Origin of the sequence: Blastococcus sp. TF02A-35, assembly GCF_004571075.1 — a bacterium.
Taxonomy (GTDB): domain Bacteria; phylum Actinomycetota; class Actinomycetes; order Mycobacteriales; family Geodermatophilaceae; genus Blastococcus.
Map to the genome: position 1 here is coordinate 98,169 of NZ_SPQP01000004.1, position 23,380 is coordinate 121,548.

Below are 23,380 nucleotides of genomic sequence, written 5' to 3' on the forward strand. Positions count from 1 at the left end.
TTGCCGGACCGTGATCCGGAACCCCCTCGAACGGGGGGCGGTGCCGCGCTTGGCCGTCCGGTTACCGACGGGTAACTTGAACCCGCCGGGCCCTGCCGGGCCTGGACTCGAAAGCTGCGGAGGTTCTGTGTCCCAGGAAGATCGACGGCCACGCTCGCTGCGTGAGGTCGTCTTCGTCGACGGCGTGCGCACCCCCTTCGGCAAGGCCGGCCCGAGGGGCATCTACGCCGAGACGCGCGCCGACGACCTCGTCGTGCGCTGCATCCGCGAGCTGCTGCGCCGCAACCCGGAGCTGCCCGCCGACCGCGTCGACGAGGTGGCCATCGCCGCCACCACCCAGATCGGCGACCAGGGCCTGACCCTGGGCCGCACGGCCGCGCTGCTGGCCGGGCTGCCGAAGACGGTCCCCGGCTACTCGATCGACCGGATGTGCGCCGGCGCCATGACCGCGGTGACCACCACCGCGTCCGGCATCGCCTTCGGCGCCTACGACGTCGCCATCGCCGGCGGTGTCGAGCACATGGGCAACCACCCCATGGGCGAGGGCGTGGACCCCAACCCCCGCATCATCAGCGAGAAGCTGGTCGACCCGTCCGCCCTGGTCATGGGCTCCACCGCGGAGAACCTGCACGACCGGTTCCCGCACCTGACCAAGGAGCGCGCCGACGCGTTCGCGCTGGCCAGCCAGCAGAAGTACGCCAAGGCCGTCGCCAACGGGCAGATCGGCCCGGAGCTGGTCACGATGGCGACCCGCTCGAAGGAGAACGGCTGGGGCGTGGCGACGGTCGACGAGCCGCCGCGGCCGCAGACGACCCTCGAGGGCCTGGCCACGCTGAAGACCCCGTTCCGCCCGCACGGGCACGTGACCGCCGGCAACGCCGCCGGCCTGAACGACGGCGCCACCGGCTGCCTGCTCGCCGCCGAGGACGTCGCCCAGGAGCTGGGCCTGAACATCGGCATGCGCCTGGTCGGCTACGGCTTCGCCGGCGTCGAGCCCGAGGTCATGGGCATCGGCCCGGTGCCCTCCACGGAGAAGGCGCTGGCCCGCACCGGCCTGTCGATCGAGGACATCGGCCTGTTCGAGCTGAACGAGGCCTTCGCCATCCAGGTGCTGGCCTTCCTCGACCACTTCGGCATCGCCGACGACGACGAGCGCGTCAACCCCTGGGGCGGCGCCATCGCCGTCGGCCACCCGCTGGCCTCTTCCGGCGTCCGCCTGATGACCCAGCTGTCCCGCCAGTTCGCCGAGCGCCCCGACGTCCGCTACGGCCTCACCGCCATGTGCGTGGGCCTGGGCATGGGCGCCACCGTGATCTGGGAGAACCCGAACTGGGAGGGCTCCACCAAGTGACCACCGCTGTGTTCGAGAACGAGGTCGTCACCGAGGCGAAGGTCCGCTACCTGAGCCTCCCCGGCCTGTCGGGCGAGTTCGCCCTCATCACCATCGACAACGGGCACGACCACACCCGTCCGTCGACCTTCGGCCCCGGCGGGCTGGCCTCCCTGGACGCCGCCCTGGACGAGATCGCCGCCCACTCCCCCGCCCCCGCGGCGATCGGCGTGACCGGCAAGCCGTTCATCTTCGCCGTCGGCGCGGACCTCTCCGGTGTGCCGTCGGTGACCGACGCCGCCGCGGCGCGGGAGATCGCCGAGACCGGGCACCGGGTGTTCCGCCGGCTGAAGGACTCGTCGGTCCCGACGTTCGCCTTCGTCAACGGCGTGGCGCTCGGCGGCGGCCTCGAGCTGGCGCTGCACTGCCACTACCGGACCATCAGCGGCGGCGCCGCCGTCGCCTTCCCCGAGGCGTTCCTCGGGCTGGTCCCCGGCTGGGGCGGCACGCAGCTGCTGCCGAACCTGATCGGCATCGACCCGGCCGTCACGGTCATCGTCGAGAACGCCCTGGCGCAGAACAAGATGACCCCGGCGCCGAAGGCAGCGAAGCTGGGCATCGCCGACGCGCTCTTCGAGCCGGCCGACTTCCTGGAGCGCTCGCTCGAGTGGGCCGTGGGCGTGCTCGGCGGCTCGGTGACGGTCACCCGCCCCGAGGTGGACCGCTCGGCGTGGGACGACGCGATCGCCCGCGCGCGTGGCGTCGTCGCCGCGCGCACCCGCAACGCCTCCCCCGGCGCCGTCCGGTCGGTGGACCTGCTCGACCTGGCCCGGGCCGGCGTCGAGGGCGAGGCGTTCACCGCCGGCACCGCCGCGGAGGACGACGCGCTCACCGAGCTGCTGATGAGCGACCCGCTGCGGGCCTCGCTCTACTCCTTCGACCTGGTGAACAAGCGGGCCAAGCGGCCGGCCGGCGCGCCGGACAAGTCGCTGGCCCGCAAGGTCACCAAGGTCGGCGTCGTCGGGGCCGGGCTCATGGCCTCGCAGCTGGCGATGCTGTTCGTGCGGCAGCTGAAGGTGCCGGTCGTGCTGACCGACATCGACCAGGCCCGCGTCGACAAGGGCGTGGCCTACGTGCACGGCGAGCTGGACAAGCTGGCCCAGCGCGGCCGGCTCAACCAGGACAAGCTCAACCAGCTCAAGGGCCTGGTCACCGGCTCGCTGTCCAAGGACGTCTTCGCCGACGCCGACCTCGTCATCGAGGCCGTGTTCGAGGAGATGTCGGTCAAGCAGCAGGTGTTCGCCGAGGTGGAGGCGATCGTCTCCCCCGAGTGCGTCCTGGCGACCAACACCTCGGCGCTGTCGGTGACCGAGATGGCCTCCAAGCTCGAGCACCCCGAGCGCGTGGTCGGCCTGCACTTCTTCAACCCGGTCGCCGTCCTCCCGCTGCTGGAGGTCGTGCGCGCCGAGCAGACCGACGACGCGTCGCTGGCCACCGCCTTCGCCGTCGGCAGGTCGCTGAAGAAGAGCTGCGTGCTGGTCGCAGACGCCCCGGCGTTCGTGGTCAACCGCCTGCTCACCCGCTTCCTCGGCGAGGTCACCGCGGCCGTGGAGCAGGGCACGCCGGTCGAGGTGGCCGAGCGCGCCCTCGACCCGCTCGGCCTGCCGATGACGCCGTTCGAGCTGCTGTCGCTCGTCGGCCCGGCGGTCGCGCTGCACGTGGCCGAGCGCATGCACGAGGCCTTCCCCGACCGGTTCGCCGTCGGCGAGGGGCTCAAGCGGATCGTGGAGCTGGGCAAGGCCAGCGTCTTCTCGGAGCCGGGCGTCGTCGACCCCGAGCTCGCCGAGGCGTTCACCGGCGACTCCCCGCTCACCGCCGAGCAGGTGCACGACCGGGCGGTCGAGGCGCTGGCGCAGGAGATCCGGCTGATGCTGGACGAGGGCGTCGTGCAGGCGGCGCAGGACATCGACCTGTGCATGATCCTCGGCGCGGGCTGGCCGTTCTGGCTGGGTGGGATCACCGCCTACCTGGACCGCACCGGTGTCTCGGAGCGGGTGACCGGCTCCCGGTTCCTGCCGCAGGGTGTGGCCTCGCTGCCCGCGTAGCGACCACCTGACCACGACGGCCCGGCCCCCTCAGCGTCGAGGGGACCGGGCCGTTCGTCGTCCTGGGGGTTCAGCGGAACTTGCTGGTGAGGCTGTCCATCGTGCGGTTCACCGAGGCGACCTTGATGTGCGAGAGGCCCGCGTTCGCGCCGGCGGCGAGCATGGCCTCGTGCGCGGCCCGCAGCGTCGCCCACACCTCGTCGGCCTCGCCCTCGAGCGTGGTGCCCAGCGCCCCGACCTCGTAGCGCAGCCCCGACGCCTGGATCACCGCGATCGCGGCCTCCACGTGCGCGTGCGGGTTCTCCTCGGTCCCCGGCGGCGACGGCGCCACCTGGATCTCCGCGATCACCGTCACTGCTGGGCTCCGTCGACCGGCTCGACGACGTGGTTGTCGGTGCGCTCGGCCAGCCGGGAGGTCCACTCCGCGATCCGGCGGGCGACGTCCTGCTCGGTGAGCCCGGCGTCGGCCAGCACCTGGCCCCGGCTGCCGTGCTCGAAGAACTCCTGCGGCAGGCCCAGCGTGCGCACCGGCACGTCGACGCCACGGTCCTGCAGCGCCTGGGTGAGCGTGGTGCCCGCTCCCCCGGCCCGGCCGCCGTCCTCGACGGTGACCACGAGCCGGTACCCGGCCGCCAGGTCGAGCAGCTCCGGCGCGACCGGCAGCACCCAGCGGGGGTCGACGACGGTGACCCCGATGCCGTGGTCGGAGGCGCGCTCGGCGGCGGCCAGGCACGTCGGGACCATCGAGCCGACGGCGACCAGGAGCACGTCGCGCCGCTCGTCGCGGCGGAGCACGTCGACGGGGCCGCGCCGCTCCAGCGCCGGGATGTCGACCGGCGGCGCGCCCTTCGGGAAGCGGACGACGGTCGGCCCGTCGGTGACCGCGACCGACTCGCGCAGCGCCTCGCGCAGGGTCGGCTCGTCCCGCGGCGCGGCCAGCCGGATGCCCGGGACCACCGACAGGATCGACATGTCCCACATGCCGTTGTGCGAGGCGCCGTCCGTGCCGGTCACGCCCGCCCGGTCGAGCACCACGGTCACCGGCTGGCGGTGCAGCGCGACGTCCATGAGCAGCTGGTCGAACGCCCGGTTGAGGAACGTGGAGTAGACGGCGACGACGGGGTGCAGGCCGCCCATCGCCAGGCCCGCGGCCGAGGTGAGGGCGTGCTGCTCGGCGATGCCGACGTCGAAGGTCCGCTCGGGGAACCGCTCGGCGAAGGCCGCCAGGCCGGTCGGGTGCAGCATCGCCGCGGTGATGGCGACGACGTCGGAGCGCTCGGACCCGATGCGCACCAGCTCGTCGGAGAACGCGGTCGTCCAGTCGCGGGCGGCCGCGACGCTCGCGCCGCTGTCGGGGTCGAAGACGCCGGTGGCGTGCCAGGCGTCGATCTGGTCGGTCTCGGCCGGCGGGTAGCCGAAGCCCTTGGTGGTGACGGCGTGCACGATCACCGGCCCGCCGAAGGACCGGGCGCGGCGCAGCGCGGACTCCATGACCTCGATGTCGTGACCGTCGACCGGGCCGACGTACTTCATGCCGAGGTCCTCGAACATGCCCTGGGGCGACAGGACGTCCTTGAGGCCCTTCTTGATCGCGTGCAGCGCGTCGTACAGCGCCGAGCCGACGACCGGCGCCTTGTGCAGCGCCTGGCGGACCTGCAGCAGCGCGTTCTCGTAGCCGGGGCGCAGCCGCAGGGTGGCCAGCGCGTCGGCGACACCACCGATGGTCGGCGAGTAGGAGCGGCCGTTGTCGTTGACCACGATGACGACCGGGCGGTCCTGGGCGGCGGCGATGTTGTTCAGCGCCTCCCAGGCCATGCCGCCGGTGAGGGCGCCGTCGCCGATCACCGCGACGACGGGGCGCGTGTCGCCGCGCACGGCGTAGGCCTTGGCCAGCCCGTCGGCGTAGGACAGCGACGTCGAGGCGTGGCTGTTCTCCACCCAGTCGTGCTCGCTCTCCGCGCGGCTCGGGTAGCCGGAGAGGCCGCCGCGCTGGCGCAGGCGGTCGAAGCCCTCGACGCGGCCGGTGAGCATCTTGTGCACGTAGGCCTGGTGGCCGGTGTCGAAGACGATCGGCTCGCGCGGGGAGTCGAACACCCGGTGCAGGGCGATGGTGAGCTCGACGCAGCCCAGGTTGGGGCCGAGGTGGCCACCGGTCTTCGCCACGCTGGTGACCAGCGCGTCACGGATCTCCGCCGCGAGGGCGGGGAGCTGCTCGGCGGGGAGGGCCCGCAGGTCCTCCGGGCCTCGGAGCGATCGCAGGAGCGGCACGGCTCGGCGGTGTCCTCTCTCCAGGGGCAGCGCGACCCGGACGCAGGCCGCCGGCCCACTGTAGTCGCGGAACCGGGGACGACCGGGGGCGATCACGATCACCCCGTCACAGACGGGGCACCCAGCGCTCCCCGCGGAGGGCGCCCCCGACCACCTCGACGCCCCGGGCGGCGGCCGCCAGCCGGGCGCCCTCCCGCTCGTAGGCCGCGATGGCCGCCTCGAGCGCGTCGGCCGGCAGCTGGTCGGCGAGCTCCACCCGCACGGTCCGCCACCCCGCGCGGGCCGCCTCCAGCCCGGCGGTCACGTGGTCGCCCGCGAAGCGGGCGAGCAGCACCGGGTAGCGGCGCAGCACCTCGTGCGCCCGGTAGTCCGGCGGCACCAGGTCGAAGAGCCAGGCGACGGCGGTGCGCTCCCAGTCGGGCGCGCCCGGCGGGCGCACCTCCTCCGGCCACCCCGGCGGCACCGTTCCGTCCACCCGGCCATTCTGCCCCATCCGTCGAACACCTGTTCGACGGATGGGGGGTGTGTCAGGGGACCTGGCGCTTGAGCCAGAACTGCTCGAAGCCCCAGCTGCCGGCGCCGCTGGAGTGGTAGCTGACCAGCTCCCACCCCTCCGCACCGAGCTTGTTGAGCACCGAGCTGGTGTCGCCCTGCTGCCGCTCCGACTGGCCGCCGGGGAGCTTGACGCTCACCCCTGCGCGCTGCGACTCGGCGTCGTTGGCGGTGATGACCGAGGCGTATTCCCACGTGGGCACCCCCAGACGTTATCGAGGTGGGCCACCTCACGGCGCGCCGGGCGGGTCTCCGCGGCTCCTGGCCCTCCCGCACCAGGACCGGGACCGGCTCAGGCGGGGACGAGCAGCGCCACGCACTCCACGTGCGCGGTCATGGGGAAGGCGTCGAACCCGCGCAGGCCGGCGAGCCGGTAGCCCGCCTCGGCGAACGCCGCGACGTCACGCCCCAGGGCAGCCGGGTCGCACGCGACGTAGACGACCGCTCGCGCGCCGGTCCCGGCCAGCAGCCGGCTGACCGCCCTGCCCGCGCCGGCGCGCGGCGGGTCCAGGACGACGACGTCGGGTGCGCCACCGAGCTCGGCGAGCAGCTCCTCGAGCCCCTCGGCGTCCACCTCGCCCTGCCACACCTCGGCCTGCGGGAGCGCGGCCAGGTTGGCGTCCGCGGCCGCGCACGCACCGAGGTCGGCCTCCACGCACACCACGCGGCCCTCCTCGCCCACCGCGGGCGCCAGCGCCCCACCGAAGAGCCCGGCCCCGGCGTACAGGTCGAGCACCGTCTCCCCCTCGGCCACGGCGGCGAACCCCGCGACCGCGGAGACCAGCGCGTCGGCCGCGGCCGGGTGCACCTGCCAGAACCCGGTGCCCTCGACCTCCCAGTCGCGGCCACCGGCGCGGCGGGCGGCACGGCCCACGGGCTCCGCGGGGAGCTCCTCCCCCGCCTGCAGCACCTCGGCGAGCTGCGGACGGCCGCGGCGGTCCAGGCGCGCGGTGGTCACCGCGCCGGTCGAGTCGATCGACACGTCGACGGCCCCCGCCCCGGGCCAGCGCCGGGCCAGGACCGCCTGGGCGGCCGGCTCCACGGTGATCGGGCAGTCGTCGAGGACGACGACGTCGTGCGAGCGGTGCCGGCGCAGCCCGGCCGCGCCGGAGGCGTCGACGGCGAACCGCGCCCGCGAGCGCCACCGCAGCGCCCCGCCGGGCAGCTCCTCGACCACGAGCCCGGCCACGACCGGGTCGTCGGCGTCCCGTCCGCCCAGCCGCACCAGCTGCTCGCGGACGACGGAGGCCTTGAGCCGGTGCTGCTCAGCCGGGTCGACGTGCTGCCAGTCGCAGCCGCCGCACCTGCCCGGCCCGCTGTACGGGCACGGCCGCTCGACGCGGGCGGGCGCGGCCTCCAGCACCTCGATCGCGTCGGCCCGGCAGAAGCCGGGGTGCCGGTCCTCGGTCACCCGCACGCGCACCCGCTCGCCGGGCAGCGTGTGCCGCACGAACACCACCCGGCCCTCGTGCCGGGCGACGCAGTGCCCGCCGTGCGCGACCGGCCCGACGGTCACCTCGAACTCGTCACCGGTCCAGCCCACGTTGCGGTTCTCCCGCGGGCGGGCGGGGCGGCGGTGCCGTCGCCGGCCGTCAGCCATAGGGCGTCACGTCGACCTGGTCGTCGGTGAACCCGCGCCGCAGGTCGCCGGGGGCCGGGCCCCCGCGCCGCCCGTCGCCGTCGTCGTCGTGGCCGATGCTGCTCTCTAGCTGCCACGGGACCGTCGTGATCATGACCCCCGGCTGGAACTGCAGCCGGGCGCGCAGCCGGAGCGCGCTCTGGTTGTGCAGGATGTTCTCCCACCAGTGGCCGACGACGTACTGCGGCACGAAGACGACGACCAGCTCGCGCGGGCTGTCGCGGCGGATGCCCTTCACGAAGTCGAGCACCGGCCGGGTGATCTCCCGGTACGGCGACTCGAGCACGGTCAGCGGCACCGGGATGTCGTAGCGCTCCCAGTCCGCCCGCAGCGCGCGGGTCTCGGCGTCGTCGACGTTCACCGTCAGCGCGGTCAGCGCATCCGGCCGGGTCGCCCGCGCGAAGGCCAGCGCCCGCAGCGTCGGCTTGTGCACCTTCGACACCAGCACCACGGCGTGGACCCGGCTCGGCAGCGTGCGGGCGTCGGTGTCCGGCCGGAGCTGGTCGGAGACGTGGCGGTAGTGCCGGTTGATCGCCTTCATCAGCGCGAAGAGCACCGGCATGGCCAGCAGCACCAGCCACGCGCCGTGGGTGAACTTGGTGACGACGATGATCGCCAGGACCGCGGTGGTCAGCGTGCCGCCGACGGTGTTGATGACCTGCGAGCGGCGCATCCTCCGCCGCGCGCCGGCGTCGGCCGCGCTCCTCATCTCGCGGTTCCAGTGCCGCACCATGCCCCACTGGCCGATGCTGAAGCTGGTGAAGACCCCGATGATGTAGAGCTGGATCAGCCGCGAGACGTCGGCCTCGAAGGCGATGATCAGCAGGGCCGCGAAGCCGGCGAGCACGAGGATGCCGTTGCTGTAGACGAGCTTGTCGCCGCGGGTGTGCAGCTGGCGCGGCATGAACCGGTCCTGCGCCAGCACCGAGCCCAGCAGCGGGAAGCCGTTGAAGGCGGTGTTCGCGGCGAGGATGAGCACCAGCGCCGTCGCCGCCTGGATGAAGTAGAACCCGACCGTGCCGTCGCCGCCGAAGACGGCCGCGGCGAGCTGGGCGATGACGGTGCGCTGCGGCTCGGTCTCGCAGTTCGCGAACCCGTCGAGGTCGCAGGGGTGCTCCACGTACTTGATGCCGGCGAGCAGGGCGAGCGCCGTCACGCCGACGAACATGGTCGCGGCGATGCCGCCCATGAGCGCCAGGGTGGTGGCGGCGTTCCTGCTCTTCGGCGGCCGGAAGGCGGGGACGCCGTTGGCGATCGCCTCGACACCGGTGAGGGCCGTGCAGCCGGAGGCGAACGCCCGCAGCGCGAAGAAGACCAGCGCCAGCCCGGCCAGCTGGGTGTACCCCGGCTCGGGGGTGACGCTGTAGGCCGAGCTCTCGGCGGTGAGCGCGCCGTCGGTCACGAAGTACCGGATGAGGCCGGTCACCATCATCACGAGGATGCCGCTGATGAACAGGTAGGTCGGCAGCGCGAACGCGCGCCCCGACTCGCGGACGCCCCGGAGGTTGGCCGCCGACAGCAGCGCCACCAGGCCCAGCGCGATCAGCACGCGGTGCTCGTTGAGCGACGGGAACGCCGAGATGATGTTGTCGGTGCCGGCGGAGACCGACACGGCCACGGTCAGCACGTAGTCGGTCAGCAGCGCGCTGGCCACCACCAGCCCGGCGAACTGCCCGTGGTTCTTCATCGCGACCTCGTAGTCGCCGCCGCCCGAGGGGTAGGCGCGCACCACCTGCCGGTAGGACAGGACGACGGTCACCAGCAGGACGACCACCATCGCGGCCAGCCACGGCGCCAGGTACAGGAACGCCGTCCCGGCCAGGGTGAGCACGATGAGGATCTCCTGGGTGGCGTAGGCCACGGAGGAGAGCGGGTCGCTGGCGAAGATCGGCAGCGCCAGCCGCTTGGGCAGGAGGGACTCCCCCGCGCGGTCGCTGCGGACCGGGCGCCCCACGACGAGACGTTTCGGTAGTTGTCCGAGGTCGGACAGGCTTGGCACGGCGCGATGGTACGGACCTGGCGGCACCGCGTGCGGGTGACTCGGCCCACCTCGCCCCCTGGGGGGAACGGGGGCGCCTGCGCCGACGCCGGCCCGGTCCGGGTGTAGCTTCGCGCCCGGTGATGCGCGGGCGGACGGCGCCGGCGCGGCCCGGAACAGGGAGTGACACGTGCACGTGGTCGTGATGGGCTGCGGCCGTGTCGGCTCGGCCATCGCCCGCAGGCTGGAGCAGATCGGCCACAGCGTGGCGGTGATCGACCAGGACCCCGAGGCGTTCCGCCGGCTCGGTCCCGACTTCGCCGGCCGCCAGATCACCGGCCTCGGCTTCGACCGGCAGACCCTGCTGGACGCCGGTATCGACAGCGCGGGCGCCTTCGCCGCGGTCAGCAGCGGCGACAACTCCAACATCATCAGCGCCCGCGTGGCCCGGGAGACCTTCGGCGTCCAGCACGTGGTCGCCCGCATCTACGACTCCAAGCGGGCCGAGGTCTACGAGCGGATGGGCATCCCCAGCGTGGCCACCGTCCCCTGGACGGTGAACCGCCTGCTGCGCGAGCTGCTCTCCGTCAAGGTCAGCGAGCTGTGGCGGGAGCCGACCGGCAAGGTGCTCCTGATCCGCGTCACCGTCACCGAGGGCTGGGTGGGCAGGCGGCTCGCCGACCTGGAGTCGGCCACCGGCGCGCGCGCCGCGTGGCTGGTCCGCTTCGGGGAGGCCCAGCTGCCGACGGCGACCACGGTGCTGCAGGACGGCGACCAGCTGATCGTCGCCGCCACCGACGAGCTCACCACCCACGTGCACGAGATCGTCGAGCGCGGACCGCAGGGAGGGCAGCACTGATGCGCGTCGCCATCGTCGGCGCCGGCGCCGTCGGCCGCTCCATCGCCGGGGAGCTGCTGGAGAACGGCCACACCGTGATGCTCATCGAGAAGGACGGCCGCAAGGTGCGCACCCGCTCGGTGCCCGGCGCGGAGTGGGTCCAGGCCGACGCCTGCGAGGTGTCCTCCCTGGAGGAGGCCCAGCTGGCCACCTGCGACGTCGTCGTCGCCGCGACCGGTGACGACAAGGCCAACCTCGTCGTCTCGCTGCTGGCCAAGACCGAGTTCGCGGTCAACCGCGTCGTCGCCCGGGTCAAGGACCCGCGCAACGAGTGGCTCTACACCGAGGCGTGGGGCGTGGACGTCGCCGTCTCCACCCCGCGGGTGCTGGCCGCGCTGGTCGAGGAGGCGGTGAGCGTCGGCGACGTCGTGCGGCTCATGAGCTTCCGCAAGGGTGCGGCCAACCTGGTCGAGATCACCCTGGGCGACGACACCCCCTGGGTCGGCCACCCCCTGCGCGACGTGCCGCTCCCCCGGGAGACGGTGCTCACCACGATCCTGCGCGGCGACCGCGTCATCACCCCGACGCCCGACGAGCCGCTGGAGTCCGGCGACGAGCTGCTGTTCGTCTCCCACGGGGACACCGAGGAGCAGCTCCAGCAGGTGTTCGCCGCCGACGGCCCGGGCGCCTTCGCCGGCTGACGCCGCCGGGGCGCCGGCTCAGGCGTCCGGCTGCGTCCGGTGGCGGTGCAGCCGGGCGACCACCCACAGCGTCACCGCGAGGACGACAGCGGTGAGCGGGAGCCCGAGCACGACCGAGAAGGTGCCCAGCAGCTCCACCTCGTCGGCCAGGTAGTAGACCCACTGCACACCCGCGCGCAGGAAGAAGCTGGCGGCCCACAGCACGGTCAGCCACGTGTAGGCGCGCAGCAGCCGGGGGTCGTCGCGCCAGTGCCGCTCCGGCTCCGGGTCCGCCCCGCTCTGCCCGGTCTCGCCGTCCGGGGTCCCGCTCCCGCCCTCCTCGGGCCGGACGCGTCCCCGGCGCAGCGTGTGCCCGGCCAGGGAGCCCACGTGGCTGGGTGCGAGGAACTCGGCGGCCACGCCCACCAGGGGCCAGCGGAACGGGATCGAGCCGAGCAGCACGACGCCGACGGCGAGGCTGCGCACGATGCCCAGGACGAAGTAGTCGCGGGCCTGGCCCGAGGCCGAGGCGATGGCCACGGCAACCCCGACGGCGAACAGCCCGCTGACCGCCTGCTGGATGGTCTCCCGGCGGACCATCCGGAGGAGGAAGACCACCAGGGCCGCGAGGATGGCGGCCCAGATGCCCACGCGCAGCCCGCCGATGCCGTTGGCCACCACGAAGGCCACGGTCGGCAGCGTCGCGTCGACCATGCCGCGCCAGCCACCGAGCTGCTCGAGGACCATCTCGCGGTCGAACATCGAGGGCTCGCGGTCGGGAGCGGGCTCCGTGGCCCGGTCCCCCACCTCGTCGCCCGCCGGACCTGCTCCGGTCACGCTCGTCCCCCTGTCCTGCCGTCCGGCCCCGCCCGCGGTCCTGCCCGCCCGGCGGGTCAGCCGGCGCTGAGCTCGTACCAGGGGTTGTAGATGACCTGCCGGCCGTCGAAGGCGGCGAACCGGCCCCGAGCGGTGAGCGACCGCCCCGGCTCGATGCCGGGGATGCGCCGCCGGCCCAGCCAGACCAGCGTCACCGAGCCGGAGCCGTCGAAGAGCTCGGCCTCCAGCGTCGGCACCGTCTCCCGCGGCGTGTAGACCACGGACTTCAGGCGGCCGGTCACCGTGACCACCTCGCCCTTGCGGCAGGCGCTGACCGGCTCGCAGCCGGCGCTGGCCGACCCGGCGCGCAGCTCCTGGGCGTCGATGGCGTGGTCGTCAGCGGTGATCCGCTGCAGCGTGCGCGACCACCAGCCGGCGGGTCGGGTCTCGGTCACGTCACCAGCGTAGTGCGACCGGGTGCACAGGGGTGCCACGGCGCGTGCCGGTCAGGCGGGACCGGCGCCGGGCCGGTCCGCCTGCTGCTGGGCCTGCTGCTGCTGGGCGAGCTGCGCGGCCGCCTGGGCGGGCAGCGTCAGGGGCAGCGGCTCCCGCACGGGCATCGGCTCTGCCCCCCGGACGACGACGATGCCGCGGAACGCCGCCTCGAGCAGCTCCTCGCCGGCCCGCGCCTCGTCCTCCACCGGCCCGCTGAGCAGCCCGCGCAGGAACCAGCGCGGCCCGTCGACGCCGAGGAAGCGCGCGTGGCGGCGCACCGGCTGGGGCGGCGGCCCGCCGGGCTGCCCGGGCCCGGGGGCCACCATCGTGCCCGCCAGCTCGATGCCGAACGGTCCCTCGACCTCCCGCAGCGAGGCGCCCTGGCCCGAGGCGCTGCGCGCCAGGTCGGTGCGCACGTCGTCCCAGATGCCCGCGGCCCGCGGGGCGGCGAAGGCCGAGACCTGCAGCAGCGACTCGCCGGAGCGGAGCGTCGCGGCGATCACCCGCTGCTGCTGGTTGAGCTCGACCCGGAGGTCCATGCCCGGCAGCGCCGGGAGCCGGATCGCGCCGAGGTCGATGCGCGCCAGCCCGTCCTCGGGTGCGTCGGCCTCGTCCCAGGGGCCCGTGGTGGCCTCGACGTCCCGGACCCGCTGCTGCGGCTCCGGCGGGACGCCGCGCTCGCGCAGGCTCCGGTCGATGCGGTTGCGCCGCCGTCCGAACGGCATCTCAGTTCCGCCCCTCGCGTGCTGGTGGATCGGTGGGGCCGTGCCCGCCGGTGGACCCGTGCCCGCCCTCGCCCCGCTCGCTGGCCGGCAGCTCGGCGACCGGCACGAAGCGCGCGCGGGTGACGGGCTGGACGACCAGCTGGGCGATGCGGTCCCCCCGGCTCAGCCGCAGCGTGCGCTGCGGGTCCAGGTTGATCAGGTTGACCTTGATCTCGCCCCGGTAGCCGGCGTCGATGGTGCCCGGCGCGTTGACCATGCCGAGGCCCAGCCGGTGCGCGAGGCCCGACCGGGGGTGCACGAAGCCGGCGTAGCCGTCCGGGATCGCCACGGCGACCCCGGTGCCCACGAGGCGGCGCTCGAAGGGGGCGAGCTCGACGTCCTCGACCGCGGTGAGGTCCGCGCCGGCGTCGCCGGGCAGCGCGTAGCTCGGCAGCGCGCCGTCCGGTGCGGTGAGCCGGACCGGGACGTCCGGCTCGGCGAGTGGGTCGGGCACGACGGCGACCCTAGCCTCGCCGCGCACGGAGGTCGGCGAGGACCCGACGGGCCAGGTTCTCGGTGGCCCGCCGGTTGCCGCGGCCGGACAGCGCCGCCCCGATGAGCAGCGGTGCCGCCGCCGGCACCGCGCCCGCGAGCCGGCGGGTCATCCGGCGGCGCAGCGCGCGCATGCCCGCGGTGCCGAGCACCGAGCCCAGGCTCGCGCCCTGGGCGCCGACCGCCCGCTGCTCGGACCAGGCCGCGAGGTAGGCCTCGCCCCGCTGGGCGGCGTCCCCGGGTGGGCGCCGGCCGTGCAGCTCGTGCAGCTCGGCGATCAGCACGATCTCCACGGCCGCCACCAGGACGGTCTCCGCCCCGAGCTCCAGCGGCACCGCGACCAGGGAGGGCGGTGCCAGCCAGTGGGCCGCGGAGAGCCCGCCCGCGGCGGCCCCGATGCCCGACGTCGCCCGCACCGCGCGCTGCACGAGCGCGTCGGCGATCTCCTCGTCCGAGGCGCCCGGGTGGGCGGCGCGCAGCCGGTCCCGGTCGCGCACCGGCAGCCGCGGGACCGCGACCGCCAGGAGCTCGCCGAGCAGGGCGCCGGGACCGCGCCCGGCCGACGGTGCCGCAGCGGGGTCGCCGGTGCGGGCGTCCGTCGGGCCGGGGGTGTCGGAGCCCGTCGCGAACGCGCCCGCCACGGCTCCGGCGACGGCGCCCACGACGTCGCGCAGGCCACCCGCGGCCGACCGGCCCGGAGCCGTGCCCGCGAGGCCGGCGACGGCGTCGGCGACGGCCCGGCCGGCCCGCGCGAGCGGGCTCTCCTCCACCGGCGGTGCCGGCGGCGGGGAGACCGGCCGCGGCGGCGGCACGTCGCGGGGCGCCCCGGTGCGCGGTTCACTCATCGGTCCCCCTCAGCTACCGGATGGAACGGCCCTCGTGCAGGGTCCCACCGCGAGCCTGCGAGCGGTGGGGGGCACGGGGGTCCTTCTAGGCGCAGTCGCGGCAGTAGAGCTGGTCGCCCTTGGTGGCGGCCAGGCGGCTGCGGTGCTGGACGAGGAAGCAGCGGGAGCAGGTGAACTCGTCCTCCTGCTTCGGGAGGACGCGGACCGTGAGCTCCTCGCCGGACAGGTCGGCGCCCGGGAGCTCGAGGTTCTCGTTGAAGTCGGTCTCGTCGACGTCGACCGAGGAGGACTGGGCCTCGGCCCGGCGGGCCTTAAGCTCCTCCAGCGAGTCCTCGCCGAGCTCGTCGGTCTCGTTGCGGCGCGGGGCGTCGTAGTCGGTGGCCATGGGGTGTGCCCCTCCTCCGGGTTCTCGGGCGTCGTGCCCGTTCGTCTGACGCGGCGTCGGGTGCGCGCCGTCGTCCTTCCTGTCGCCGGTGGGCGACCGGTGGTCTGCAGGCGGGGCCCGCTGCTGGGGCTCCCGGTCCACCCGGTCCTCCTCGCAGAGGACCGGCAGCCCCCCCAACGCCGGACGAGCCCGGTTTGTGCCCGCCTCCTGGAAGCGGACACATCGGGCCCGGCAGCGGTCGGGCGGGCGGGCGGAGCCGCAGAGGTTACCCTGCCGCCGTGGCGACTCCCCCGGGTGCCGATCCTGCCGTCGTGGGCCCGTACCTGGCCTCCGCGCTGGGGCACGAGAAATGGCGTTCGGTCACCGTCGAGCTCATCGCGGCGGGCATGTCGAACCTCACCTACGTCGTGACGCCCGAGGGGGGCGGCCCGGGCGAGGCGGTGATCCTCCGGCGCCCGCCGACGGGTGCCGTCCTGGCCACCGCGCACGACATGGCCCGCGAGCACCGGGTGATCTCGGCGCTCGGCCCGACGCCCGTGCCGGTCCCCCGGACCCTGCACCTGTGCACCGACCCCGCGGTGCTCGGCGCCCCGTTCTACGTCATGGAGCGCGTGGTCGGGGTCCACGTCGTCAGCGAGCTGCCGGCCGGCTACGCCGACTCCCCCGACCAGCGCCGCGCCATCGGCGACGCCCTGGTCGACACCCTGGCCGACCTCCACTCCGTGGACCCGGCCGCCGTGGGGCTGGCCGACTTCGGCCGCCCCGAGGGCTTCCTGGCCCGCCAGGTGCGCCGGTGGACCACCCAGTGGGAGGCGACGCGCGACCGGGACCGGCCCGACCTCGACGCGCTCGCCGCCCGGCTGGCCGAGACGGTGCCGGCGACGCAGCGCCCGGGCATCACGCACGGCGACTACCGGCTGGACAACTGCCTGCTCGACCCGGCGCAGCCCGGTCGCATCGCCGCGGTCCTCGACTGGGAGATGTCGACGCTGGGCGACCCGCTCACCGACATCGGGATGATGTTCGTCTACTGGCCGGAGGCCGGGGAGCGCCGGCCCTCCACGCTGAGCCCGGTGACGACGCTGCCCGGGTTCCCCACCCGCCTGGAGGTGGCCGACCGGTACGCCGCCCGCACGGGGACCGACCTGTCGGACCTCAACTGGTACGTGGGGTTCGCCTTCTTCAAGTTCGCCGCGATCATCGCCGGGATCCTCGCCCGCTCCGCCGCCGGCGCCATGGCCGGCAAGGACACCAGCGGCTACGCCGAGCGGATCGGCCCCTGCGTCGAGCTGGGACGCGCCGCGCTGGAGGACGGTGCGATCTAGGAGCGCGGCGCGCCCCTAAGCTCCGGGCGTCAGCCGCCCACCGGGACCTCGTCGAGGAGTACGCAGTGACCGAGCGCACCGCCGCCCGTCCCTCGGTGCGTCCCCGGAGCGGTCGCCGGCCGCTGCCACCGCTGATCTTCCTGCTCGTGCTGGCCGTCGCGGCCGCGGCCGTCTGGTGGACCGTGATCCGCCAGGACCGCGCCCTCCAGGCCGAGGAGGCCGCCGCCTGCGCCGAGGCGGAGGAGGCGCCGCCCGCGCTGGACCCCGGCACGGTGTCGGTGCGGATCTTCAACGCGACCGACGAGGCCGGCCTGGCCCAGCGGGTGTCGGACCAGCTCGGCGCCCGCGGGTTCACCATCGGCGAGGTGGCCAACGACTCCAGCGAGCGCGAGGTCCAGGGCGTGGGCGAGGTGCGGTACGGCTCCCGCGGCCGGGACCAGGCCCGCTTCCTCGGCGCCTACGCACCCGGCGTCGAGCTGCACCAGGACACCCGGGCCACGTCCGAGGTCGACCTGGTGCTCGGGCCCGAGTTCACCGGCCTGGCCGCCGAGGAGGAGGTCGCCGCGGCGATCGAGGCCGGGGACGACGCACCGCTGGGCTGCTGAGGCACCCGCCCCCGCTCAGGGGTGCAGCTCGGCCACCAGGTCGGCGAACGGCCCGGCCACCGACGGCGCCGCGGCGATGACCATCGGCTGCCCCACCGGCGTCCCCCGCAGACCGGTGACCACCGCGCCCGCCTCGGCCGCGACCAGCGCGCCGGCGGCGTGGTCCCAGGGGTTGAGGCCCAGCTCGTAGTAGGCGTCGACCCGCCCGGCCGCCACCGCGCACAGGTCCAGCGCCGCGCTGCCGAACCGGCGGATGTCGCGCACCCTCGGCAGCAGCTCGGCGACGACCCGGCCCTGCGCCCGCCGCTGCTCGGCCCGGTACCCGAACCCGGTCGCCACCAGCGTCTGCTCCAGCGACGGCGGCCGACCGGCGCGCAGTCGGCGCTCCGGGCGGCCCGGCGCGGCCAGCCGCGCGCCGCCGCCGTCGGTGGCCGTGAACAGCTCGCCCGTCGCCACGTTGAGCACCACCCCGGCGCGCACCGTGCCGTGCACCTCGGCGGCCACGGAGACGCCGTAGGCCGGCACGTCGTAGAGGAAGTTCACGGTGCCGTCGATCGGGTCCACGATCCAGCGCACGCCGCTGCTGCCCTCCCGGGCGGCGCCCTCCTCGCCCAGCACCCCGTCGTCCGGCCGGGCCGCGAGCAGCCGCCCGACAAGCAGCTCCTCGCTGGCCGCGTCGACCGCCGTCACGACGTCGACGGGGCTGGACTTGGTGCCCACGTGCTCCCCCGCGCCCTCCCGTCCGCGGGCCACCAGGTCGGCCGCCTCGCGCGCCGCCGACACCGCCAGCCCGAGCAGCTCGGCGGGCGAGGGCCCCTGGTCGCGCGCGGAGGTCACGACGCCGATCCTGCCCCAGCGACCGGCTCCCTCGCAGGGGCCCGCTGCGAGCTCGCGAGTGGCGGGGGGCGAGGGGGCCTTCTACTAGCCTGTCCGCGTGCAGGGCTTCGGAGTGGACATCGGCGGCAGCGGCATCAAGGGGTGCCTCGTCGACCTCGACGAGGGCCGCCTCGTCGGGGAGCGGGTACGGATCGAGACGCCGCAGCCGTCCGTGCCGGACGCGGTCTACGGCGTCGTCGCGACGATCGTCGAGTCCTTCGGCTGGAGCGGGCAGGTCGGCGTGACCTTCCCCGGCGTCATGAAGGCCGGGGTCGCGCACACCGCGGCCAACGTGGACAAGACCTGGATCGGGACCGACGTCGACGCCGGCCTGGAGCAGCGCATCGCGGGCTCGGTGCAGACCCTCAACGACGCCGACGCCGCCGGCCTGGCGGAGATGCGCTACGGCGCCGGCCGGGACCGCAACGGCGTCGTGCTGATGCTCACGTTCGGCACCGGGATCGGCAGCGCGCTGTTCGTCGACGGCCGGCTGGTGCCCAACACCGAGTTCGGGCACATCCAGGTCGACGGCGAGGACGGCGAGCGACGGGCCTCGGCCGCCGCGCGCGAGCGCGAGGAGCTCGGCTACCCCGAGTGGGCGCAGCGGGTGGACCGCTACCTCGACGTGCTGGAGGCGGGGCTGTGGCCCGACCTGATCATCGTCGGCGGCGGTGTGAGCAAGAAGGCGCACAAGTGGGTGCCGCTCCTCAGCACCCGCACGCCGGTCGTCCCGGCCCAGCTGCAGAACGACGCCGGGATCGTGGGTGCCGCGCTCGCCGCCGTGGAGCGCCTGGCCCCCTGAGCAAGCCCCGCTCACCCTCCGGGGGGAGGCCCGACCGCCCCGTCGGAGGCAGGGCCAGCGATCCGAGGCGATGGTTTCGCCGCCGGACGCCGTTACAATGGTGAAGCCCCAGCCCGACGCCCTTCCAGCCGGGAGGGATCCCCTGCCTCCGCCACGGTCAAACGCCGTGCGGATCTGCCGGGTCCTCCCCCGCCCGGGGCGCTGGCCGGAGCCGCTGCCCGCGGACCACACGGTCCCCCGGGGAACGAACCCAGCACGGGAAGGAACCTGAGTGCCCGCCGACCAGCCAGCACCGGAAGCAGCCGCAGCGAGCACCAGCCCGCGCGCCAGGACGGCCGCGACCGGTACCCGTGCCACGAAGACGGCCGCCGAGCCGGCTTCCGCCCGGAAGAAGGCCCCGGCCAAGTCCGCCGCCGCGAAGGCGCCGGCCAAGAGCCGCACCAAGCCGGCGATCACCCCGTCCCCCGGCGCTGCCGAGGGCACCGTGCTCACCGCGGTGGCGACCGACGACTCCGCCGTCGCCGTCGTCGCCGCGGGGACCGAGGGCCTCAAGCTCGACGAGACGATCGTCGCGGGCACCGACGGCCCCGAGGCCGAGGCGCCGGCCGCCGAGGAGGCCGCCTCCGGCGACTTCGAGTGGGACGAGGAGGAGGAGTCCGAGGCGCTGCGGCAGGCCCGCAAGGACGCCGAGCTCACCGCGTCCGCCGACTCCGTCCGCGCCTACCTCAAGCAGATCGGCAAGGTCGCGCTGCTCAACGCCGAGGAGGAGGTCGACCTCGCCAAGCGCATCGAGGCCGGTCTCTACGGCTCCGAGCGCCTCCGCCAGGTCGAGGAGGAGGGCCAGAAGATCTCGCCGCAGATGCGCCGGGACCTCAACTGGATCGTCCGCGACGGCGAGCGCGCCAAGAACCACCTGCTCGAGGCCAACCTGCGCCTCGTCGTCTCCCTCGCCAAGCGCTACACCGGCCGCGGCATGGCGTTCCTGGACCTGATCCAGGAGGGCAACCTCGGCCTGATCCGCGCGGTGGAGAAGTTCGACTACACCAAGGGCTACAAGTTCTCGACCTACGCGACGTGGTGGATCCGCCAGGCCATCACCCGCGCCATGGCCGACCAGGCCCGCACCATCCGCATCCCGGTGCACATGGTCGAGGTCATCAACAAGCTCGGCCGCATCCAGCGCGAGCTGCTCCAGGACCTGGGCCGCGAGCCCACCCCGGAGGAGCTGGCCAAGGAGATGGACATCACCCCGGACAAGGTGCTGGAGATCCAGCAGTACGCCCGGGAGCCGATCAGCCTCGACCAGACCATCGGCGACGAGGGCGACAGCCAGCTCGGTGACTTCATCGAGGACTCCGAGGCGGTCGTGGCGGTCGACGCGGTGAGCTTCACGCTCATGCAGGACCAGCTGACCAGCGTGCTGCAGACGCTCTCGGAGCGGGAGGCCGGCGTCGTCCGGCTGCGGTTCGGCCTGACCGACGGCCAGCCCCGCACCCTCGACGAGATCGGCCAGGTCTACGGCGTGACCCGCGAGCGGATCCGCCAGATCGAGTCCAAGACCATGTCGAAGCTGCGCCACCCCAGCCGGTCGCAGGTCCTGCGCGACTACCTGGACTGAGCGAGGCCCGTCCAGAGGCACCGCACGGCGGCCGGTGACCCTCCCGGGTCACCGGCCGTCGTCGTCCACCGGCCGGCGTCCCCCGTACGGGGATGCACATGGTGTCGGTTGGGTGACGACCGGTGTAGCCCGACAGCTGTCGGGTAGACGGCGTAGCGTGGGAGACGCAAGACAGCAGAGGACCGACGGTCGTCCCGGCTCTCCCACCCGGGGCTCCGACGACGACCAGCAAGTGCTCCACCCGTAAGAAGCCAGTGACGTCCCCTGCTGGAACCGACCGCGGTGCACCCGTCGGTCACGGACTCATCTCTTTCGGCGAGTCCGCGACGAACGCATCCGCAACGGGAACACGAGGGGCCATCCTGGCGCTGTGCAGGAGGCCGATCCGCAGCCGCGGGTCCGTGCGGTAGAGAGCGAGTGATGACCCAGATGACCCAGACGCTGACGACGACCCCCGCCGCCGACGACCTGGTCGTGCCCTTCCACTGCGACCGTTGTGGCGCCCTGGCCAAGGTCCGTGTCGTGCTCGCCAGCGGTAGCGACCTCGTGTTCTGCGGGCACCACGCCCGGGAGTACGAGAGCAAGCTCCGTGACATTGCTGTCGACATCATCGACACAGAGGGCGACCAGCACCTGACCGCGTGAGAGAGGCGCTATCGTCGCGCCCGCGATGACCGCCTCACCTGACGACGCCGCCGCGTCCGACTCCCCGCCCCGTGCGGGTGTCGGGCCGGCGGCTCCGTCGTCTCCGGGGACCCCCGGTACGCGGCGACCGGAGGAAGACCCCATGTCCCAGCAGTACCCGGCACCGGACGAGACGGTCCGGATGCGCCCCAGCGGCACCGACCCCCGCCCGGTGCCCGCACCGCCCGCGCAGGGCTTCGGCGAGGAGCCCGACGACACCCGTCCGGTGACCCGCGAGTGGCTGCAGGGCAAGCCCGCCGACGAGCGCCCGGAGCCGGCCGCCGCGGAGCACCCCACGGCCCCGGTGGCCGCGCCGGTCACCACCGAGCACGACGCGACGGGCCGCATCGACCTGTCCTCCGGCGACGAGGACCGCACCGCCCACCTGCCGCCCGCCGAGGCCGCCGGCCGCACCGCCGTCGTGCCGCCGCTCGACCTGCGCGACGGGCCGGCCGACGCTCCCCCGCCCGAGCAGCCCCCCGTGGACGGCCCCAGCGGCCCGTGGTGGCGCCGGCGGGCCGTGCTCGTCCCCGCGGGCGCCGTCGCCGTCCTGGCCGCGCTCTACGGCGTCGACCTCGCCACGACCTCCGGCGACATCCCCCGGTCCACCGTCGTCGCCGGGGTCGACATCGGCGGCCTGTCCCCCTCGGCGGCGGCGAGCACGCTGGAGCAGGAGCTGTCCGAGCGGGTCACCGCCGAGCACCAGGTCCGCGCCGACGACGTCACCGTCCCCTTCACCCCGGTGACGGCGGGCATCGCGCTGGACGTCGACGCGACCGTGGACGCGGCCGACGACCAGCCCCTGAACCCCTGGACCCGGCTGACCAGCTTCTTCTCCGACCGTCCGGTCGAGCCCGTGCTCACCGGCGAGGCGACCGCCCTGGCCGCCCAGATGGACACGCTGGCCGAGCAGGTCGACCGCGCGCCGGTGGACGCCACCATCGCCATCGAGGGCACCACGCCGTCGGTCGTGCCGCCCCAGGACGGCCGGACGCTGGACCGCGACGGCGCCGCCGACGCGATCATCGCCGCGCTCGCCTCCGGGCAGGACCCCGCCACCGCCATCGACCTGCCGGTCGACGTCGAGGGTGTCTCGGTCGACGAGGCGGAGGCCCAGCGCGTGCTGGAGGAGACCGTGACCCCCGCGCTGTCGGCTCCGGTCGGCATCGTGAGCGAGGACGGGAGCGTCTCGGCCGAGGTCCCGGTCGCGGCCATCGCCGCCTCGCTGACCTTCACCCCGGGCGAGGACGGCACCCTGGGTGTCGCGGTCGGCCCGGAGCAGCTGGTGCAGGCCCTCGGCGACGAGCTCGGCCGCTTCGGCACGCCGGCCAAGGACGCCGGGTTCGAGATCAACGGCAGCACCGTCTCCATCGTGCCGTCGGTGGACGGCACCGGGATCGACCCGGCGAACCTCGCCGAGCAGCTGCTGCCGGTGCTCACCGAGGACGCCCCGCGGACCGTCACCGCCGTCCTCGGACCGGTGCCCGCGGACCTGACCACCGAGGAGGCCCAGGCCCTGGGCATCAAGGAGCAGGTCAGCACGTTCACGACGAGGATCAGCAACCCCGTCAGCGGCACGAACATCCGCGTGGCCGCCGCGGAGGTCGACGGCGCGCTGGTCATGCCGGGCGAGACCTTCAGCCTCAACGAGTACACCGGCCCCCGCGGGACCGCCCAGGGCTACGTCGAGGCCACGGTCATCAGCGGCGGCCAGCTGTCGAAGGCGGTCGGCGGTGGGGTGAGCCAGTTCGCCACGACGATGTTCAACGCCGTCTTCTTCGCCGGCCTCGAGGACGTCTACCACAAGCCGCACAGCTTCTACATCGACCGCTACCCGGCCGGGCGCGAGGCGACCGTGTACGAGGGTCTGATCGACCTGCAGTGGCGCAACGACACCGACACCGGCATCTACGTCGACACCGCCTGGACCCCGGGCTCCCTGACGGTCAGCTTCTACGGCACGAAGCGCTACGAGATCCAGGCGATCGAGGGGCCGCGCACCAACTTCCGGGAGCCCGCCCGGCTGGAGAAGCCGGCCGGCGACAACTGCATCCCCCAGTCCGGCGTGCGCGGCTTCGACATCACCGTCACAAGGGTGTTCCGGGACCTGGGCTCGGGCTCGGAGATCAAGCGCGAGAACTTCCGGACCAGCTACGCCGCCGAGGCGGTGCTCACGTGCACCGCACCGCCGGCACCGGCCCCGCCGGCCCCCGAGGGCACTCCCCCGGGCGGCCCGCCGTCCCCGGGCGGCCGTCGTCCGGCCCGTCCCCGCGCGGCCTGACC

General features: G+C 74.5%; 23 protein-coding genes. 10 read left to right on the forward strand and 13 right to left on the reverse strand.

Going from position 1 to position 23,380, the window contains the following annotated elements:
* Positions 1 to 127: 127 nt before the first annotated feature.
* Both E4P43_RS03015 and E4P43_RS03020 read left to right on the forward strand, forming a co-directional pair.
* Entirely contained in the window at positions 128 to 1,351 is a 1,224-nt protein-coding gene (locus tag E4P43_RS03015) for a thiolase family protein (protein WP_135143948.1), read from the forward strand.
* The gene (locus E4P43_RS03020) at positions 1,348 to 3,435 is read left to right on the forward strand and encodes a 3-hydroxyacyl-CoA dehydrogenase NAD-binding domain-containing protein (protein ID WP_135143949.1); all 2,088 of its coding nucleotides are present in this window, start codon (positions 1,348 to 1,350) and stop codon (positions 3,433 to 3,435) included. Before E4P43_RS03015 ends, E4P43_RS03020 begins: the two co-directional genes overlap by 4 nt.
* Positions 3,436 to 3,505: 70 nt before the next feature.
* On the opposite strand, the gene E4P43_RS03025 is transcribed toward E4P43_RS03020, so the two are convergent.
* The 6 genes from E4P43_RS03025 to E4P43_RS03050 all read right to left on the reverse strand — a co-directional run bounded on the left by E4P43_RS03025 (position 3,506) and on the right by E4P43_RS03050 (position 9,893).
* A complete protein-coding gene (locus tag E4P43_RS03025; RefSeq protein WP_135143950.1) occupies positions 3,506 to 3,790 on the reverse strand; it encodes a thiamine-binding protein in 285 nt (94 codons plus the stop codon).
* The gene (dxs, locus tag E4P43_RS03030; RefSeq protein ID WP_135143951.1) at positions 3,787 to 5,703 is read right to left on the reverse strand and encodes a 1-deoxy-D-xylulose-5-phosphate synthase; all 1,917 of its coding nucleotides are present in this window, start codon (positions 5,701 to 5,703) and stop codon (positions 3,787 to 3,789) included. The genes E4P43_RS03025 and dxs overlap by 4 nt, the downstream gene beginning before the upstream one ends.
* A gap of 106 nt (positions 5,704 to 5,809) precedes the next feature.
* Positions 5,810 to 6,178, reverse strand: coding sequence for a hypothetical protein (locus E4P43_RS03035; RefSeq protein ID WP_209313692.1), 369 nt, complete (start codon positions 6,176 to 6,178; stop codon positions 5,810 to 5,812).
* A 52-nt stretch (positions 6,179 to 6,230) separates the two neighbouring features.
* Positions 6,231 to 6,458: a DUF4177 domain-containing protein gene (locus tag E4P43_RS03040; RefSeq protein ID WP_135143953.1), complete on the reverse strand. Its 228-nt coding sequence runs from the start codon at positions 6,456 to 6,458 to the stop codon at positions 6,231 to 6,233.
* Between the two features lie 89 nt (positions 6,459 to 6,547).
* Positions 6,548 to 7,855: a TRAM domain-containing protein gene (locus tag E4P43_RS03045; RefSeq protein ID WP_135143954.1), complete on the reverse strand. Its 1,308-nt coding sequence runs from the start codon at positions 7,853 to 7,855 to the stop codon at positions 6,548 to 6,550.
* The gene (locus E4P43_RS03050; RefSeq protein WP_135143955.1) at positions 7,848 to 9,893 is read right to left on the reverse strand and encodes an APC family permease; all 2,046 of its coding nucleotides are present in this window, start codon (positions 9,891 to 9,893) and stop codon (positions 7,848 to 7,850) included. The genes E4P43_RS03045 and E4P43_RS03050 overlap by 8 nt, the downstream gene beginning before the upstream one ends.
* A 169-nt stretch (positions 9,894 to 10,062) precedes the next feature.
* Here E4P43_RS03050 and E4P43_RS03055 point away from each other — a divergent pair, with 169 nt between their 5' ends.
* Together E4P43_RS03055 and E4P43_RS03060 are read left to right on the forward strand one after the other, a co-directional pair.
* Positions 10,063 to 10,731, forward strand: coding sequence for a TrkA family potassium uptake protein (locus tag E4P43_RS03055; protein WP_135143956.1), 669 nt, complete (start codon positions 10,063 to 10,065; stop codon positions 10,729 to 10,731).
* Positions 10,731 to 11,411: a TrkA family potassium uptake protein gene (locus E4P43_RS03060; protein ID WP_135143957.1), complete on the forward strand. Its 681-nt coding sequence runs from the start codon at positions 10,731 to 10,733 to the stop codon at positions 11,409 to 11,411. Before E4P43_RS03055 ends, E4P43_RS03060 begins: the two co-directional genes overlap by 1 nt.
* Before the next feature lie 18 nt (positions 11,412 to 11,429).
* Here the strand turns inward: E4P43_RS03060 and E4P43_RS03065 are convergent, their stop codons facing one another.
* The 6 genes from E4P43_RS03065 to E4P43_RS03090 form a co-directional block, all read right to left on the reverse strand.
* Positions 11,430 to 12,227, reverse strand: a complete 798-nt coding sequence (locus E4P43_RS03065) for a DUF3159 domain-containing protein (RefSeq protein ID WP_245158910.1) — start codon at positions 12,225 to 12,227, stop codon at positions 11,430 to 11,432.
* A gap of 56 nt (positions 12,228 to 12,283) precedes the next feature.
* Positions 12,284 to 12,661 carry an OB-fold nucleic acid binding domain-containing protein gene (locus E4P43_RS03070; RefSeq protein ID WP_135143958.1) on the reverse strand — a complete coding sequence of 126 codons (378 nt, stop codon included), beginning with the start codon at positions 12,659 to 12,661 and terminating at the stop codon, positions 12,284 to 12,286.
* A 51-nt stretch (positions 12,662 to 12,712) separates the two neighbouring features.
* Positions 12,713 to 13,426 (reverse strand): DUF3710 domain-containing protein, encoded by a 714-nt coding sequence (locus E4P43_RS03075; RefSeq protein ID WP_135143959.1) that lies wholly within the window; start codon positions 13,424 to 13,426, stop codon positions 12,713 to 12,715.
* A 1-nt stretch (position 13,427) separates the two neighbouring features.
* On the reverse strand, positions 13,428 to 13,919 hold the full coding sequence (gene dut / locus E4P43_RS03080; protein ID WP_135143960.1) for a dUTP diphosphatase: 492 nt from the start codon (positions 13,917 to 13,919) through the stop codon (positions 13,428 to 13,430).
* Between the two features lie 10 nt (positions 13,920 to 13,929).
* A complete protein-coding gene (locus E4P43_RS03085) occupies positions 13,930 to 14,802 on the reverse strand; it encodes a hypothetical protein (protein WP_135143961.1) in 873 nt (290 codons plus the stop codon).
* A gap of 85 nt (positions 14,803 to 14,887) precedes the next feature.
* Positions 14,888 to 15,187 carry a DUF4193 domain-containing protein gene (locus tag E4P43_RS03090; protein WP_113796886.1) on the reverse strand — a complete coding sequence of 100 codons (300 nt, stop codon included), beginning with the start codon at positions 15,185 to 15,187 and terminating at the stop codon, positions 14,888 to 14,890.
* Positions 15,188 to 15,465: 278 nt separating this feature from the next.
* On the opposite strand from E4P43_RS03090, the gene E4P43_RS03095 reads away from it, so the two are divergent.
* Positions 15,466 to 16,512, forward strand: a complete 1,047-nt coding sequence (locus E4P43_RS03095; protein ID WP_135143962.1) for a phosphotransferase family protein — start codon at positions 15,466 to 15,468, stop codon at positions 16,510 to 16,512.
* Between the two features lie 65 nt (positions 16,513 to 16,577).
* On the forward strand, positions 16,578 to 17,117 hold the full coding sequence (locus E4P43_RS03100; RefSeq protein ID WP_135143963.1) for a LytR C-terminal domain-containing protein: 540 nt from the start codon (positions 16,578 to 16,580) through the stop codon (positions 17,115 to 17,117).
* A gap of 15 nt (positions 17,118 to 17,132) precedes the next feature.
* Here the strand turns inward: E4P43_RS03100 and E4P43_RS03105 are convergent, their stop codons facing one another.
* Positions 17,133 to 17,954 carry an inositol monophosphatase family protein gene (locus tag E4P43_RS03105; protein ID WP_167759043.1) on the reverse strand — a complete coding sequence of 274 codons (822 nt, stop codon included), beginning with the start codon at positions 17,952 to 17,954 and terminating at the stop codon, positions 17,133 to 17,135.
* A 97-nt stretch (positions 17,955 to 18,051) separates the two neighbouring features.
* On the opposite strand from E4P43_RS03105, the gene ppgK reads away from it, so the two are divergent.
* The 4 genes from ppgK to E4P43_RS03125 all read left to right on the forward strand — a co-directional run bounded on the left by ppgK (position 18,052) and on the right by E4P43_RS03125 (position 23,378).
* Positions 18,052 to 18,795 carry a polyphosphate--glucose phosphotransferase gene (gene ppgK / locus E4P43_RS03110; RefSeq protein ID WP_135143964.1) on the forward strand — a complete coding sequence of 248 codons (744 nt, stop codon included), beginning with the start codon at positions 18,052 to 18,054 and terminating at the stop codon, positions 18,793 to 18,795.
* Positions 18,796 to 19,066: 271 nt separating this feature from the next.
* Complete coding sequence (locus E4P43_RS03115) at positions 19,067 to 20,413, forward strand: RNA polymerase sigma factor (RefSeq protein WP_135143965.1); 1,347 nt, start codon at positions 19,067 to 19,069, stop codon at positions 20,411 to 20,413.
* Between the two features lie 420 nt (positions 20,414 to 20,833).
* A complete protein-coding gene (locus tag E4P43_RS03120; RefSeq protein WP_135143966.1) occupies positions 20,834 to 21,058 on the forward strand; it encodes a hypothetical protein in 225 nt (74 codons plus the stop codon).
* Positions 21,059 to 21,200: 142 nt separating this feature from the next.
* Positions 21,201 to 23,378, forward strand: coding sequence for a VanW family protein (locus E4P43_RS03125; protein ID WP_135143967.1), 2,178 nt, complete (start codon positions 21,201 to 21,203; stop codon positions 23,376 to 23,378).
* Positions 23,379 to 23,380 lie beyond the last annotated feature (2 nt).

What these genes read in the sequence shown, in the direction of transcription:
- E4P43_RS03075 (WP_135143959.1), bottom strand. Translation starts at nt 13,426, where the DNA reads ATGCCGTTCGGACGGCGGCGCAACCGCATCGACCGGAGCCTGCGCGAG.
- E4P43_RS03120 (WP_135143966.1), top strand. Translation starts at nt 20,834, where the DNA reads ATGACCCAGATGACCCAGACGCTGACGACGACCCCCGCCGCCGACGAC.
- E4P43_RS03060 (WP_135143957.1), top strand. Translation starts at nt 10,731, where the DNA reads ATGCGCGTCGCCATCGTCGGCGCCGGCGCCGTCGGCCGCTCCATCGCC.
- E4P43_RS03045 (WP_135143954.1), bottom strand. Translation starts at nt 7,855, where the DNA reads ATGGCTGACGGCCGGCGACGGCACCGCCGCCCCGCCCGCCCGCGGGAG.
- E4P43_RS03085 (WP_135143961.1), bottom strand. Translation starts at nt 14,802, where the DNA reads ATGAGTGAACCGCGCACCGGGGCGCCCCGCGACGTGCCGCCGCCGCGG.
- E4P43_RS03125 (WP_135143967.1), top strand. Translation starts at nt 21,201, where the DNA reads ATGTCCCAGCAGTACCCGGCACCGGACGAGACGGTCCGGATGCGCCCC.
- E4P43_RS03090 (WP_113796886.1), bottom strand. Translation starts at nt 15,187, where the DNA reads ATGGCCACCGACTACGACGCCCCGCGCCGCAACGAGACCGACGAGCTC.